The organism is Brevundimonas sp. (assembly GCF_035935935.1).
GTDB lineage: Bacteria > Pseudomonadota > Alphaproteobacteria > Caulobacterales > Caulobacteraceae > Brevundimonas.
In genome coordinates, this window is sequence record NZ_DASYWO010000009.1 from 117034 (window position 1) to 131624 (window position 14591).

Annotated in this window: 10 protein-coding genes and 2 tRNA genes; 7 read left to right on the top strand and 5 right to left on the bottom strand. The window is 71.1% G+C overall.

Going from position 1 to position 14591, the window contains the following annotated elements; all coding sequences use genetic code 11:
• Positions 1 to 16: 16 nt before the first annotated feature.
• Positions 17 to 90: transfer RNA gene (locus VGR32_RS09735), tRNA-Cys, on the bottom strand.
• A 166-nt stretch (positions 91 to 256) separates the two neighbouring features.
• On the opposite strand from VGR32_RS09735, the gene VGR32_RS09740 reads away from it, so the two are divergent.
• From VGR32_RS09740 to VGR32_RS09760, 5 genes are all read left to right on the top strand, one after another.
• Positions 257 to 889, top strand: coding sequence for a protein-L-isoaspartate O-methyltransferase (locus tag VGR32_RS09740; protein ID WP_327450579.1), 633 nt, complete (start codon positions 257 to 259; stop codon positions 887 to 889).
• Between the two features lie 121 nt (positions 890 to 1010).
• On the top strand, positions 1011 to 2564 hold the full coding sequence (locus VGR32_RS09745; protein ID WP_327450116.1) for a TolC family outer membrane protein: 1554 nt from the start codon (positions 1011 to 1013) through the stop codon (positions 2562 to 2564).
• 108 nt (positions 2565 to 2672) lie between these two features.
• On the top strand, positions 2673 to 3272 hold the full coding sequence (locus VGR32_RS09750) for a DUF2497 domain-containing protein (RefSeq protein ID WP_327450118.1): 600 nt from the start codon (positions 2673 to 2675) through the stop codon (positions 3270 to 3272).
• 104 nt (positions 3273 to 3376) lie between these two features.
• Entirely contained in the window at positions 3377 to 6088 is a 2712-nt protein-coding gene (locus VGR32_RS09755) for a valine--tRNA ligase (RefSeq protein ID WP_327450581.1), read from the top strand.
• Positions 6085 to 6816, top strand: a complete 732-nt coding sequence (locus VGR32_RS09760; protein ID WP_327450120.1) for a TlyA family RNA methyltransferase — start codon at positions 6085 to 6087, stop codon at positions 6814 to 6816. The genes VGR32_RS09755 and VGR32_RS09760 overlap by 4 nt, the downstream gene beginning before the upstream one ends.
• Before the next feature lie 108 nt (positions 6817 to 6924).
• Here the strand turns inward: VGR32_RS09760 and VGR32_RS09765 are convergent, their stop codons facing one another.
• Positions 6925 to 7500, bottom strand: coding sequence for a hypothetical protein (locus tag VGR32_RS09765; RefSeq protein WP_327450121.1), 576 nt, complete (start codon positions 7498 to 7500; stop codon positions 6925 to 6927).
• A gap of 145 nt (positions 7501 to 7645) precedes the next feature.
• Between VGR32_RS09765 and VGR32_RS09770 the strand changes: the two genes are divergently transcribed.
• Complete coding sequence (locus VGR32_RS09770) at positions 7646 to 8896, top strand: class I SAM-dependent RNA methyltransferase (protein ID WP_327450122.1); 1251 nt, start codon at positions 7646 to 7648, stop codon at positions 8894 to 8896.
• 75 nt (positions 8897 to 8971) lie between these two features.
• On the opposite strand, the gene VGR32_RS09775 is transcribed toward VGR32_RS09770, so the two are convergent.
• The 3 genes from VGR32_RS09775 to VGR32_RS09785 all read right to left on the bottom strand — a co-directional run bounded on the left by VGR32_RS09775 (position 8972) and on the right by VGR32_RS09785 (position 12009).
• On the bottom strand, positions 8972 to 10042 hold the full coding sequence (locus tag VGR32_RS09775; RefSeq protein ID WP_327450123.1) for a PA0069 family radical SAM protein: 1071 nt from the start codon (positions 10040 to 10042) through the stop codon (positions 8972 to 8974).
• A 180-nt stretch (positions 10043 to 10222) separates the two neighbouring features.
• Positions 10223 to 10307 (bottom strand) — tRNA-Leu (locus VGR32_RS09780).
• An 85-nt stretch (positions 10308 to 10392) separates the two neighbouring features.
• Positions 10393 to 12009 (bottom strand): amino acid permease, encoded by a 1617-nt coding sequence (locus tag VGR32_RS09785; RefSeq protein ID WP_327450124.1) that lies wholly within the window; start codon positions 12007 to 12009, stop codon positions 10393 to 10395.
• A gap of 150 nt (positions 12010 to 12159) precedes the next feature.
• Between VGR32_RS09785 and hrpB the strand changes: the two genes are divergently transcribed.
• On the top strand, positions 12160 to 14586 hold the full coding sequence (gene hrpB, locus VGR32_RS09790) for an ATP-dependent helicase HrpB (protein ID WP_327450125.1): 2427 nt from the start codon (positions 12160 to 12162) through the stop codon (positions 14584 to 14586).
• Positions 14587 to 14591 lie beyond the last annotated feature (5 nt).

The following is a 14591-nucleotide window of genomic DNA, read 5'->3' on the forward strand; positions in this document are numbered from 1 at the left end:
CTGACGGAAATCGCGATGGAGGCCTGACCGAGAATCGAACTCGGGTTCGCGGATTTGCAGTCCGCTGCGTCACCACTCCGCCATCAGGCCGCGGGGCCTCGAAAAGGCCCGCGTCATCGCGAGGGGCGTCAGCTATCAGATCGGATCACGCGCCGCAACGCGACTTTGAAATCAGCGCGTCACGACCGTATTGACGGTTCCCCACGCGCGCGGCTTCGCCTATAAGCGCGCTGTAAATCAACGGCTGGTGACAAAGATGGACATGACGGCGGCGCGCAAGGCGATGGTGGACAGCCAGGTCCGCGTCAACGACGTCACCGACCGGGCGCTGCAGGCGGCCCTGCTGGCCGTTCCGCGCGAGATGTTCTGCTCCCCGGGGCGCGAGTTCTCGGCCTATGCCGAGGTCGAGGTCGAGATCGCCGCGGGCCGTAGCCTGATGGAGGTCCGCGAGGTCGCCAAGATGCTTCAGTTCGCCGTGCCGCGTGACGGCGAGCGCGCCCTGGCGGTCGCCGGCCCCTATGCCGCCGCCGTGCTGTCGCGCATGGGCCTGAAGGTCACCGCGCAGGAAGCCGATCCCGCCGTCTTCGACGTCGTCGGAGCCGCGCTGGAAGAGCAGGGCGTGACGACCGTGGTCGCGCCGCTGGACCAGCCTCACGGCGAAAGCTGGGACCTGATCGTCAGCGAAGCCGGCGTGCCGGTGCGGCCCGAGGCCTGGCTGAACGCCCTGAAACCCGGCGGGCGCGCCGTCCTGGTCGAACGGGACGGACCCGTCGGCCACGCCGTCCTCTACGTCCGCGGAGAGCAGGGCGGTCTGTCGCGCCGCGAGCTGTTCGACGCGGCGCCGCCGGTCCTGGAAGCGCTTCGCCCGGCCCCTGTCTTCGCCCTGTGACGACGGATCGCGGCCCTTCGCGCGTGAATAAAACTTAACTGGCGTGCGGCAGAGGGTTTCCGCACTTACCTCGGTCACAATACGGCGCCGCTCCCCCGACGCCGGGTCTCAAGGTCTGAACATGCTGAACCGCACCCGAGCGTTGGTCTCCGCCGCCGTCCTGGCCGTCGCGGCCGGTCTGGCGGCCCCCGCCTTCGCGCAGGACAACCTGCAGAACGCGGCGGATCTGGCCTATCGCACCAACCCGACGGTCCTCGGGCAGCGGGCCAGCCAGCGGGCGCTGGACGAGTCGGTGCCGCAGGCGCGGTCGGGGCTGCGTCCGACGATCGACGTGTCCGCCAGCGCCAACTATTCCCGCACCGACAGCCCCAGCGTCACCACGCTGGTCGACACGAACATGGACGGCATCCCCGACACGCCGGTGACCACCGGCGGCGTGCAGGAAAGCGACACGGGCAGCGTCAGCATCGGCCTGTCGCAGACCCTGTGGTCCGGCGGGCGCATCGGGCTGGGCATCTCGGTCGCGGAGGCCAACGTTCTGGCCGGACGCGAAAATCTGCGCGGCATCGAGCAGCAGGTGCTGGCCTCGGTGATCCAGGTTTATGCCGACGTGCTCCGCGACGAGGAGATCCTGCGGATCCGCGAGTCCAACCTGACCGTTCTGCAGCGCCAGCTGGACGAGGCCAACGCGCGGTTCGAGGTGGGCGAGATCACGCGGACGGACGTGGCGCAGGCGGAAGCGCGTCTGGCCCAGTCGCAGGCCGACCTCGCCAACGCCCGCGCCCAGCTGGCCGTCAGCCGCGCGGCCTATGCCGCCGTGGTCGGTCAGGCCCCCGGCACGCTTGCGCCCTTGCCGCAACTGCCGGGCATTCCGGCGGACTTCGACGGCGCGCTGGAAGTCGCGCTGATCGAGAACCCGTCGATCCGTTCGGCCCTCTACGGCCTGTCGGCGGCCGAGGCGCGGGTCGCCCTGGCCCGCGCCGAGTATCTGCCGTCCGTGCGCGCCACTGCGTCGTACGGCGGATCGACCAGCAGCCTCGGCGATCTGGGCGAGCTGGCCGACAACACCGCGTTCCGCGCCGGCGCGACCCTGTCGGTCCCGATCTTCACCGGCGGCCTGAACGGCTCGCGCGTCGCCCAGGCCCTGGAACAGGCCAACGTCGCCCAGATCGCCATCGAGGGCGAGCGTCGCGACGTGCTCCAGTCCGTGTCGAACGCCTATGCCCAACTGGTGTCGGCGCGCGCCACGGTGCTGGCCGGCGAGGAGGCCGTCCGGGCCGCCACCGTCGCCGCCGAGGGCGTGCGGCAGGAAGCGCAGGTCGGCCTGCGCACCACGCTGGACGTGCTCAACGGCGAGCTGGAGCTGCGCAACGCCGAGGTGTCGCTCGCGACGGCCCGCCGCAACGAATACGTCGCCCAGGCCAACCTGCTGCTGGCCATGGGCCGGCTGGACATCGGCGTGCTGGCCCCCGGCACGGAGGTCTATGATCCGGCCGCCAACTACCAGCGCGTGCGCAATCGCGGCGCCCTGCCGTGGGAAGGCGCCATCGAGGCGCTGGACCGCATCGCCGCCCCGCCGATCACCGCCACCCCGGACGCGCCGGACGCCCCGATCGACCAGCGGCTCAAGGGCGACGTGATCCAGACGGCGCCGGGCGAGCTGCGTCCGTATTAACCTGAGACGCGAAAAACGTCCGTTGATTCCGCCTGCCGATGGTGCGACGACAGGGCGTCCCTTCACGCCGTCGGCCGCTCCTCGCGGCTCCTCGTCCAAGGTTGAACCATGACCGATCAGACCGCCCAGGAACCGACGATGGAGGAAATCCTGGCGTCGATCCGCCGGATCATCTCCGAAGACGACGCGCCCGCCGAGACGGCGCAGGTCGCCGCCGCCGAGCCGGCCCCGGAGCCCGCGCCGGCCTATGAGTCCGAGCCCGAACCGGTCGACGTCTCGCCGGCCATGATGGACGAGACGCCTTCGGTGCAGGAGGACGACGTCCTCGAGCTGACCGACCGCTACCAGGAACCCGTGGCCGCCGAGACCATCGGCGATCTGGACGTGACCCCGTCGGCCCCGGAGCCCGCGTGGGCGCCGGAGCCCGAGCCCTTCCCGGTCGCCGCTCCGGCAGCCGCGCCCTCGGGCGACGGCCTGATCGGGGCCGCCGCCGCGGGCGCCGCCGCTTCGGCCTTCGCCGGCCTGACCGCCGCGGTGCGCAAGCCGGCCGAGCCGGACCTGCCGGCCGGCGCCGGCACGTCGCTGGAGGCGCTGGTCGGCTCTCTGCTGCGCCCGATGCTGAAGGAATGGCTGGACGCCAACCTGCCGGCCATCGTCGAGGCCCAGGTACGCAAGGAAGTCGAACGCATCGCCCGCAACGCCGGCTGAGCCCTCGCACCCTCGCGATCCCATCCAGGGGCGGCTCCCACGGCGGGGCCGCCCTTTTCCTTTGCGCGCTGGACAGACGCGCCGCCATGACCGAGACGACCCATATGCTTGAGAAGAATTTCGACCCGAAGTCCGCCGAACCGCGTCTGTACGCCCAATGGGAGGAGAGCGGCCTGTTCGCGCCGCGCGACGACGCGAGCGAGACCTATTCCCTCGTCATCCCGCCGCCGAACGTGACCGGCAGCCTGCACATCGGCCACGCGCTGAACAACACGCTGCAGGACGTGCTGGCGCGCTATCACCGGATGCGGGGGAAGGCGGTGCTGTGGCTGCCGGGCACCGACCACGCGGGCATCGCGACGCAAATGGTCGTTGAGCGTCAGCTTGCGGCGGCCGGCAACGTCGGGCGCCGCGACATGGGTCGCGACGCTTTCGTCGAGACGGTCTGGAAGTGGAAGGCCGAGAGCGGGGGCACGATCGTGCGCCAGCTGCGCCGGCTGGGCGCCAGCTGCGACTGGTCACGCGAGCGGTTCACGCTGGACGAGGGCCTGTCTGCGGCCGTGCGCAAGGTCTTCGTGCAGCTGCACAGGGAAGGCCTGATCTATCGTGACAAGCGCCTGGTGAATTGGGACCCGCATTTCCAGACCGCCATCTCGGATCTGGAGGTCGAGCAGAAGGAGGTCGATGGGGCCTACTGGCACTTCGCCTATCCGCTGGCCGACGGGGTCACCTATGAGCACCCGATCGCTTTCGACGAGGACGGAAAGGCGACGGAGTGGGAGACGCGCGACTTCATCGTCGTGGCGACGACTCGACCGGAGACCATGCTGGGCGACACGGGCGTGGCGGTGCATCCGGACGACCGGCGCTATGCCGGGCTGGCCGGCAAGTCGGTGATCCTGCCGATCACCGGTCGGCGCATTCCGATCGTGGCGGACGACTACGCCGATCCGACCAAGGGTTCCGGCGCCGTGAAGATCACGCCGGCGCACGACTTCAACGATTTCGGCGTCGGCAAGCGGGCCGGGCTGGCGGCGCTCAACGTCATGGACGGCTTCGGCCGCATCACCGCCGCGGACACGTCCGACGTGCCGGCCGAGTATGAGGGCATGGAACGCTTCGCCGCGCGGAAGGCGATCGTCGCGCGGGCCGAGGAAGAGGGTTGGCTGAAACAGGTCGAGAAGACCCGCCACGTGGTGCCGCACGGCGACCGGTCGGGCGTGGTCATAGAGCCCTGGCTGACGGACCAGTGGTACGTCGACGCCAAGGTGCTGGCGCAGCCCGCGCTGAAGGCCGTCGAGGACGGCGACACGGTCTTCGAGCCGAAGAGCTATGAGAAGATCTATTTCGAATGGCTGCGCAACATCGAGCCGTGGTGCATCAGCCGCCAGCTGTGGTGGGGGCACCGCATCCCCGCCTGGTACGGCCCGAGCGGCGAGATCTTCGTCGCCGAGACGGAGGCGGAGGCCCGCGCCCAGGCCGGCGACCTGCCGCTGACGCAGGACGAGGACGTGCTGGACACTTGGTTCAGCTCGGCCCTGTGGCCGTTCTCGACCATGGGCTGGCCGGACGAGACGTCGGATCTGAAGCGGTTCTACCCGACCAGCGACCTGGTGACGGCGGCGGACATCATCTTCTTCTGGGTCGCCCGGATGATGATGATGGGCCTTCACTTCACCGGCGAGGCGCCCTTCAAGCGCGTGATCATCAACGGCCTGGTCCGCGACGAGAAGGGCCAGAAGATGTCGAAGTCCAAGGGCAACGTCATCGACCCGCTGGAGATCGTCGATGAGGTCGGCGCCGACGCCCTGCGCTTCACCATGGCCATCCTGTCGGGCACACGCGACATCAAGCTGTCCAAGCAGCGCATTGAAGGCTATCGCAACTTCGGCACCAAGCTGTGGAACGCCGCGCGGTTCAGCCAGATGAACGACTGCGCGCGCGTGGCCGGGTTCGACCCGGCGGGCGTGACGTCGACGCTGAACCTCTGGATTCGTGGCGAGGTGACCAAGGCGGAGCGGCAGGTGTCCGCGGCGCTGGAAGCAGGTCGGTTCGACGAAGCGGCGCACGTGCTCTATCGCTTCGTCTGGAACGTCTTCTGCGACTGGTATCTGGAGCTGGCCAAGCCGGTGTTCCAGGGCGCCGACGAGACCGCCAAGGCCGAGACGCGGGCCATGACCGCCTGGACGCTGGACCAGACCATCAAGCTGCTGGCGCCGGTCATGCCCTTCATCACCGAGGAGCTGTGGGCCGAACTCGGCAAAACCGGCGCGCCGCGCGACGAAGGCATGCTGCTGGGGGCCGCCTGGCCTGATCTGCCCGAAAGCTTCGTCGACGCCGGGGCCGAGGCCGAGATCGGCTGGCTGATCGAGGTGGTCGAGGCCATCCGGGCCCTCAAGGGCGAGATGGGCGTGGCGACGACGAAGCCGCCGCTGACCTTCATCGCGCCGGATGCGGCGACGGTGGACCGCGTCAAGCGTCACCGCAGTCTGCTGACGGGTCTGGCCCGCGTCTCCGGCGTGGAGATCGCGGATCAGCCGCCGGCCGGGGCGGTGTCCTTCGTCGCCGGCGGCGGAGCGGCGGCGCTGACGCTGGCCGGGCTGGTCGACGTGGCGGCCGAACGCGCGCGCCTGGACAAGGAGGTCAAGGCCATCGAGGCCGACGTCGCCGTGTTCTCGAAGAAGCTCGACAACCCGAACTTCGTCGGCCGGGCCGCGCCGGACGTCGTGCAGGAGCAGCGCGACAAGCTGGCCGCGGCCGAGGCCGACCGTGCGCGTCTGGAAGCCGCGCGCGAACGTCTGGCCGCCCTGGGTTGACGGTCAGGCTGGACCAGCTTCTGGTCACGCGCGGGCTGGTTTCCAGCAGGGCGCGCGCGCGCGCCGCGATCGAGGCGGGCGGGGTGACCGTGAACGGCGCCGCGGCCACCACAGCCTCCCAGAAGACAGCCGAGGACGCCGTGCTGACGGTGCGTGAGGCGCACGACTGGGTCGGCCGCGGCGCGCTGAAGCTGGCGCACGCGCTGGAGCTCTGGCCCGTGGCCGTCGAGGGGCGGACGGTGCTGGACGTGGGGGCGTCCACGGGGGGCTTCACGGAGGTCTGCCTGCGGGCCGGCGCAGCTCGCGTCTATGCGGTGGACGTGGGCCGCGGACAGCTGCACCCGGCCGTGGCGGACGACCGGCGTGTGGTGAACCTCGAAGGGACCGACGCGCGGGATCTGACGGCGGACACGATCCCGCAGGCGCCGCACCTCATCGTTTGCGACGCCAGCTTCATCGGCCTGGCCAAGGTGCTGCCGGCTGCGCTGGGATTGGGCGCGCCCGGTGCGGACCTCGTGACGCTGGTCAAGCCGCAGTTCGAGATGGACAGCCGCAGCGAGGTGGGGCGCAAGGGCGTTGTGCGTGACGCCGCGGCACGACAGGCGGCGCTGGACCGCGTGGCGGCCTGGCTGGAGACGTCCGGCTGGCGGGTTCAGGCCACGACCGAAAGTCCCATCGTCGGAGGCGACGGGAACCGTGAATGGCTGCTGTGGGCCCGTCGCGCCTGAAGCGGCGCTCCCTCGCAAGGAAAAGCCCCCGGCGGATCGCTCCACCGGGGGCCTCCGGCCCGTCGCCGATCGACAGGGGGGCTGGAAAAGAACGGCGACGGGATCTCGTCAGTAGCCGTAGCCGTCGCAGACTTCGCGGCTGGTGATCACCTCGCGGCCCCAGCGGTCGCGTTCGCGATACTGGACGGTGCGGCAGCCGTAGCCGTCGCGTCCGTAGGCGTCGTAGCCGTAGCGGCGATCGTCATGGCGCCGGTCGTCGTAGCGGCGGTCGTAGGGCTGCTGATAGCCGTAGGATTGCTGATAGCCGTAGCGGCGGTCGTCATAGCTGCGGTCGTAGCCGTAGCGGTCGTCGTAGCCGCGGCATTCGGACGAGCTCGAGCCGGAGCCGACGCCGGCCCCGATCATGGCGCCGACGACGCCGCCCAGAACGCTGCCCTCCGTGCGGCGACCACGCGCCGCGATCTGCGACCCGGCGACCGCGCCGATCGCCGCGCCGAAGGTGGCGCCCGCAGCCTGACGCTGGCCGCGGTCGTGATCGCAGTAGGCGGCCGAGCCGCGGTCGTAGCCATACGGCGAGCCGTAGCGGTAGTCCTGGGCCTGGGCCGGGACGGCCAGGGTCGCCAGCGTGCCCGCCGCGACGGCGGCGGAAGCGAGGGCGACGAGCGGGCGGGTCGAACGGGCCATGGAACTCTCTCGTGAAATCAGGGGGCGGGGTCGCCCGATGAGACGCTTATCGGCCAGCCGGCCTGAACGGTCGTTGAGCGCTGCGTTCATGTTCGTTCAGGAAACGTCCCTTGCGCGCGGCCTCCGCCCCGGCGAGAAGCCGCCGATGGCGATCAGGCTGAACATCGAGCGCGTGGCGGGGCAGGGCGACGGCGTCGCGCGCGGCCCGGACGGCGCGGTGTTCGTGCCGTTGACCCTGCCGGGCGAGGTGGTCGACGCCGAGGTGGCCGAGGGGCGGGGCGAGATGGTGGACCTGGTCGCGGCCAGCGCCGCGCGCGTCGCGCCGCCGTGTCCGCACTTCGGCGACTGCGGCGGGTGCGCCCTGCAGCACTGGGCCGACGCGCCGTATCTGGACTGGAAGCGCGAGCAGGTGATCCACGCCCTGGCGCGCGAGGGGCTGAGGGCGGAGGTGGTCCAGACGGCGGCCACGCCGCCACACGTCCGGCGTCGGGTGGCCCTGCACGCGCGGCGACGCCCCGACGGATCGGTGGCTCTGGGGTTCAAGGCGCGCAAGTCGTGGCGGCTGGTGGAGATCGAGACCTGCGTCATCGCGGATCCGCGCATCGTGTCGGCCCTGCCGGCGCTGGTCCAGGTGGCGGCGGCCGTCTTCGAGCACCCGAAGTCGGCGCCCAGCCTGCACGTCACGGCGACCGACGCCGGGCTGGACGTGGACGTGACGGGGGTCGAGCGGAAGACCGGCGGGGGCCTGTCGGCCGACGGTCGGGCGCGGGCCATCGCGGCGGCGACGCGGGCCGATCTGGCGCGGCTGAGCCTGGCCGGCGAGGTGCTGGCGATGCGCCGGGCGCCGACGGTGCGGTTCGGGCGGGCCACGGTGGCGCTGCCGCCGGGCGGCTTCCTGCAGGCGTCGCCGCAGGCCGAGGCGATCATGGTGGCCGAGGTCATGGCCGCCGCGAAGGGCGCCAGAGGCATCGCGGACCTGTTCTGCGGGGCCGGCACCTTCACCTTCCCGCTGGCCGAGATCGCGCCGGTGCTGGCGGCGGATGCGGGCGCCGAGGCCGCGGCGGCCCTGAACGCCGGAAGGCGGACGGCGACGGGCCTGAAGACGATCGAGGCCCAGGCGCGCGACCTGTTCCGACGGCCGCTGTCCCCCTTCGACCTGAAAGGGGTGGACGTCGCCGTGATCGACCCGCCCCGTGCCGGGGCGATCGAGCAGACCCGGCAGCTGGTGGACGCCCGCAAGGTCGAGCGGATCGCCTATGTCAGCTGCAATCCCGTGACGTTCGCGCGCGACGCGGCGGCTCTGGTCGCCGGCGGGTACCGGTTGGGGCGGGTGCTGCCGGTGGACCAGTTCCTGTGGTCCGGTCACGTGGAACTGGTGGCGACGTTCGTCCGGTGAGGGCGTGAGAGTCGGAGAAAAAAAAGACTCTCATTTCCATCATCGCAACACGCCGACCCCAAGGAGCCCCGCGCCTCAGGCGGCGTCGAACAGATCCATCTGGGGGCGCAGGTCGGGCGGGACGCGAAACCGGGTGACGTCCAGCTCGTGGCGAGGGCCGTCGAGCCCCAGCCGCTTCACTGCCGCCTTGAACCGGGCGGCGATCAGATCAGCCACAGGCCCCGATCCTTTCATGCGCTGGGCCCAGTCGGGATCATAGTCGCGGCCGCCGCGCGTCTGGCGCACCAGAGACATGACGCGTGCGGCCCGGTCCGGTCTGGCTTCGGACAGCCACTCGCGGAACAGGTCCTTGATCTCGAGGGGCAGGCGCAGGGTGACGTACATGGCGGTGGAGGCGCCGGCCGTCTTCGCCGCCTCGAGCACGGCCTCGAGTTCGTGGTCGTTCAGACCGGGAATGACGGGGGCGAAGCCTACGCCCACCGGCACGCCGGCCTCGGCCAGACGCGAGATGGCCTCGAGTCTTTTCGCCGGCGTCGACGCGCGCGGTTCCATGGCGCGTGCCAGCGACCGGTCCAGGGTGGTGATAGAGACGAAGGCCGAGGCCAGACCTTCTCGTCCCATCGGTCCCAGCAGGTCGAGGTCGCGCGCTATCAGCCCCGACTTGGTGATGATCGAGAGCGGGTGGTTGAAGCGGCGCATGACCTGCAGGATCTCGCGCGTGGACTTCAGGTGGCGCTCCACCGGCTGATAGGGGTCGGTGTTGCCGCCTATGTGGATGCGTTTGCAGACGTACCGGGGCTTTGACAGCTCCTGTTCCAGGAGACGTGCGGCGTCCGGCTTCCAGAAGATCCGGCTCTCGAAATCCAGGCCCGGGGATAGGCCCATCCAGGCATGGGACGGACGGGCGTAGCAGTAGATGCAGCCATGTTCGCAGCCCTTGTAGGGGTTGATGGAGCGGTCGAAGCCGATGTCGGGGCTCTGGTTGCGGGCGATGATGGTGCGCGCGCGTTCGGGCGTGAGCTGGGTGCGCAGGGGCGTGGCCGGGGCGTCGTCGGCGGTCCAGCCGTCGTCGACGTCGTGCATGGTCTCAGGCTCATATCGCCCCGTCGCATTGGATCGCGCCCCTCTGCCCTTGGTCTCGGCCATGCGCACAAGATAGCGCGAAGCGAGAACAAAGCAAGAACGTCGCAGGCATGTCGAACTCGGGGTGCTCCGAAGCGGCATGCAGAGAGTGCTGGCCCTGCTAGGCCAAGGCTTCGCAGGGCATCCTGCTTCGCCGTTCCGGCTGAGGTCTGGTCCTGCGTAGCCTGCAAAGGCGAAGCAGGATGGTGCGGATGAGAGGACTCGAACCTCCACGCCTCGCGGCGCTGGAACCTAAATCCAGTGCGTCTACCAGTTCCGCCACATCCGCAGGTCCGTTCCGGGCAATAGGGCGCCGGGCGGCAAAGCAAAAGGCCCGGGATCGCTCCCGGGCCTTCGCGTTGCTGATCCGGAGATCAGAGCTTGTCGTGCGGATCCGTCGGCGACGGCGCGCCCGGCATCGGCGGAACCGGTCCGGGAGGGGCGTCGGCGGCCAGTTCCGGCACGTCGACGATGCCGCGGCCCACGTGGCTCTTGCGGATGCCGTAGAGCAGATAGATCACCAGACCGATGCCGCCCCAGATCGGCAGCACCATCTTGGCGTCGTGCGGCAGGTTCCAGAACAGGAAGGCGCAGCCGGCGGCCGACAGCGGGGCCATGATCCAGACCAGCGGGGTCTTGAACGGCCGGCGCCGGGTCGGATCCTTCACCCGCAGCATCAGCACGGCGATCGACACCATGAAGAAGGCGAACAGGGTGCCCGAGTTCGAGATGTCCGCCAGCTGGCCGACCGGGAACAGGGCGCCCGCCGTGGCCACGGCCATGCCGGTGAACAGGGTGACGATGTGCGGCGTCTTCCACTTGGGGTGAACCCGCGAGAAGGCTTCGGGCAGCAGGCCGTCGCGCGCCATCACGAAGAAGATCCGGGTCTGACCGAAGATCATCATCAGGATGACCGAGGGCAGGGCCAGGACGGCGGCGGTGCCGACGGCGTTGCCGACGCCCTCATGGCCGACGACGCGCAGGACGTGGGCGAGGGCCTCGTTCGAGCAGACCAGCGCCTGGCTGTTCTCGGCGAGGGCGCAGGCGGCGGTGAAGGCGGCCGAACCGGGCTGGACCGCGGAGCCGTCGGCGCCGAGGACGGGCTGGGCCCCGATGGCGCCCACCGCGCCGGCGGCGACCAGCAGGTAGAAGATGGTGCAGATGGCCAGCGAGCCGATCAGGCCGATGGGCACGTTGCGCTGCGGGTTCTTGGTTTCCTCGGCGGCGGTCGAGACGGCGTCGAAGCCGACGTAGGCGAAGAAGATCGAGGCCGCGGCGCCGACGATGCCCATGCCCGACGTGCCGGCCGGGCCGAACGCGCCGTTCGGGGCGAAGGGCGAGAAGTTCGCCGTGTCGATGATCGGCAGCGTCAGGACCACGAAGGCGCCCAGGGCGGCCACCTTGATGGCCACCAGGACGGCGTTCACGCGCGCCGATTCCGTCGTGCCGATCATGAGCAGAAGGGTGACGGCCATGGCCACGATGATGGCCGGAACGTTGATCAGGCCGGCCGAGAAGTCGGGCGACGGCATCCAGCCGTTCATGCTCCAGACCGGTCCGGCCTGCAGCAGGTCGGGCCAGTCGAAGCCGAGCGCGTTTTCGATCTGGCCGAGCATGTAGCCCGACCATCCGACGGACACGGCCGAGGCGGCCACGGCGTACTCGAGGATCAGGGCCCAGCCGACGCACCACGCCAGCAGCTCGCCCATGACGGCATAGGTGTAGGTGTAGGCGGAGCCGGACACCGGGGCCATGGCCGCCAGTTCCGAGTAGCAGAGCGCCGCCACCGCACAGACGGCGCCGGCGATGACGAAGCTGTACATCATCCCGGGGCCGGCCTTCTGGGCCGCGGCCGCGGTCAGCACGAAGATGCCGGTGCCGATGATGGCGCCGATGCCCAGCAGCGTCAGCTGCAGCGGGCCCAGCGAGCGATGTAGAGACTTCTTCTCGGCCGTGGCCAGAATGGCGTCGAGTGACTTAACGCGCCACATGTGAACTCCTCCCCCCTATGGGACAGCTTGATGCTGGCGCGGACGCTAGCGGCGCCCGCCCCGCGTGGCAACGCGGTTTCCGTTTGATGAACGCGCCGTGACGATCGGGAAGGTTGGCCGTGAGCGCGCGGGCGGGCTAGGGGACCGGCGATGCGCCTGCCCATCCACGAGGTCCTGAGCCAGCTGACGGCGGCGCTGACGACGTCGAACGTCGCCGTGCTCGCGGCCCCGCCGGGCGCCGGCAAGACGACGGTCGTGCCGCTGGCGCTGCTGGACGCGCCGTGGCGGGGGGACGGGCGCATCCTCGTGCTGGAGCCGCGCAGGCTGGCCGCGCGCGCGGCGGCGGAGCGCATGGCCGGCACGCTGGGCGAGGCGCCGGGCGGCCGGGTCGGGTACCGCACGCGCCTGGAGAGCCGGATCGGACCCGACACCCGCGTCGAGGTGATCACCGAGGGCGTCTTCACGCGGATGATCCTCGATGACCCGGGCCTGGAGGGCGTCGCCGCCGTCCTTTTCGACGAGTTCCACGAGCGCAGTCTGGACTGCGATCTGGGTCTGGCCCTGGCGCGGGAGAGCCAGAAGCTGTTGCGCGATGATCTGCGGCTGGTTGTGATGTCGGCGACGCTGGACGTGACGGGCGTCGCGCGCCTGCTGGGCGGTCCGCCGGTCATCGAGGCGCAGGGGCGCGTCCATCCCGTCGAAACGCGGCATCTGGGCCGCGATCCCCGCGAGCGGTTCGAGGAGGCCATGGCACGCGCGATCCGCCACGCGCTCGCGGCCGAAGACGGATCCATCCTGGCCTTCCTGCCCGGACAGGGCGAAATCCACCGAACGGCGCGCCTTCTGGCCGAGCGCGTCCGCGACCCGGCCGTCGAGATCACGCCGCTCTACGGGGCGATGGACAAGGCCGATCAGGACCGGGCGGTGAAGCCGGCAGGGCCGGGGCGGCGGAAGATCGTGCTGGCGACCCCCGTGGCGGAGACCAGCCTGACCATCGAAGGCGTCAGGGTCGTGGTGGACGGCGGCCTGTCGCGCGTTCCGCGTTTCGACCCCGCGAGCGGACTGACGCGGCTGGCGACGGTGCGGGTCAGCCGGTCGTCGGCAGAACAGCGCCGCGGGCGCGCGGGACGCACGGAGCCGGGCGTGTGCCTGCGGCTGTGGGACGAGGAGCAGTCCCGGGGGCTGGTCCCGCACCAGCCGCCGGAGATCGTCCAGGCCGATCTGACCGGACTGGCGCTGGCGCTGGCGCGGTGGGGGGCGAGGGACGCCGGGGGACTCGACCTGCTGGACCCGCCGCCGAAGGGCGCCTTCGCCGAGGCGCGGGCCGTGCTGACCCGGCTGGGGGCGCTGGACCCTACCGGGGCTCTGACGGCGCATGGCCGGCGGATGGCGGACGTTCCGCTCAGCCCCCGCCTGGCGCACATGGTCGCTTTCGCCTCGGACGCCAGCGACGCCGCGACGGGCGCGCGGATCGCAGCGATCCTGTCGGAGCCGGGGCTGGGCGGGACGTCGACCGACCTCCGGGACCGCCTGAGGGAGCTGGACCATGACCGGTCGGCCCGGGCGCGCGATGCGCTGAAGCTGGCCGAACGCTGGGCCCGTGCGGCTGGCGGCGGCAAGGGCGGGTCGGCGGCGCCGGGCCGGCTGGTGGCCGAGGCGTTTCCCGAGCGCGTGGCCCGCTCGCGCGGCAAGGCCGGGGAAGCCCTGCTGGCGTCGGGGCGAGGGGTCCAGCTGGACCCGACCGACGCCCTGGCGCGCGAGCCCTGGCTGGCCGTGGCGGAGCTGTCGGGCGGGGACGGCGGGGATCGGGTGCGGCTGGCGGCGCCTGTCGATCCCGCAGATCTGGATCATCGCGTCGAGGAAGAGGACCGGTTGGCGCGCACGCCGGGCGGGCGGCTGGAGCTGCGGCGGGTGCGGAAGATCGGCGCGCTGGTGCTGGAGGAGAAGGTGATCGGCCCGCCTGATCGGGCGCAGATCACCTCGGCGCTGAGGTCCGGAGTGGACGCCCGGGGGCTGAAGGACCTGCGCTGGGGCGAGCGCGCGTCGGCGCTGCGGGCGCGGCTGGCGTTTCTGGGCGAGCTCGAGAGCGGCTGGCCGGACGTGTCGGACGCGGGACTGATTCAGGCGCGCGCGGTCTGGCTGTGGCCGCTGCTGGACGACGTGCAGGCGGTTGAGGCGATCCCTGACGGCGCGCTGGAACAGGGGCTGCGGAGCCTGATCCCGTGGGAGCTGCAGCGCGATCTGGAGCGGCTGGCGCCCGCGAGACTGGAGACGCCGCTTGGCTCGGCGGCGATCGACTACGCCGCGGAAGGCGGTCCGCGTGTGGACGTCAGGGTGCAGGAGCTGTTCGGGGTGACGACGCATCCGACCGTCGCCGGCGGCCGCGTGCCGTTGACGTTGGCGCTGCTGTCGCCGGCGCGGCGGCCGGTGCAGGTGACGAAGGACCTGCCCGGCTTCTGGGCGGGATCGTGGACCGCCGTGCGGGCGGAAATGCGCGGACGCTACCCCAGACACCCGTGGCCGGAGGATCCTGCGACGGCTCAGGCGACCACGCGGGCGAAGCCGCGCGGGACCTGATGCCT

Coding starts and splice junctions, on each gene's coding strand:
- VGR32_RS09785 (WP_327450124.1), bottom strand. CDS start 12,009: ATGTGGCGCGTTAAGTCACTCGACGCCATTCTGGCCACGGCCGAGAAG.
- hrpB (WP_327450125.1), top strand. CDS start 12,160: ATGCGCCTGCCCATCCACGAGGTCCTGAGCCAGCTGACGGCGGCGCTG.
- VGR32_RS09750 (WP_327450118.1), top strand. CDS start 2,673: ATGACCGATCAGACCGCCCAGGAACCGACGATGGAGGAAATCCTGGCG.
- VGR32_RS09755 (WP_327450581.1), top strand. CDS start 3,377: ATGCTTGAGAAGAATTTCGACCCGAAGTCCGCCGAACCGCGTCTGTAC.
- VGR32_RS09770 (WP_327450122.1), top strand. CDS start 7,646: ATGGCGATCAGGCTGAACATCGAGCGCGTGGCGGGGCAGGGCGACGGC.
- VGR32_RS09745 (WP_327450116.1), top strand. CDS start 1,011: ATGCTGAACCGCACCCGAGCGTTGGTCTCCGCCGCCGTCCTGGCCGTC.
- VGR32_RS09775 (WP_327450123.1), bottom strand. CDS start 10,042: ATGGCCGAGACCAAGGGCAGAGGGGCGCGATCCAATGCGACGGGGCGA.
- VGR32_RS09740 (WP_327450579.1), top strand. CDS start 257: ATGGACATGACGGCGGCGCGCAAGGCGATGGTGGACAGCCAGGTCCGC.
- VGR32_RS09765 (WP_327450121.1), bottom strand. CDS start 7,500: ATGGCCCGTTCGACCCGCCCGCTCGTCGCCCTCGCTTCCGCCGCCGTC.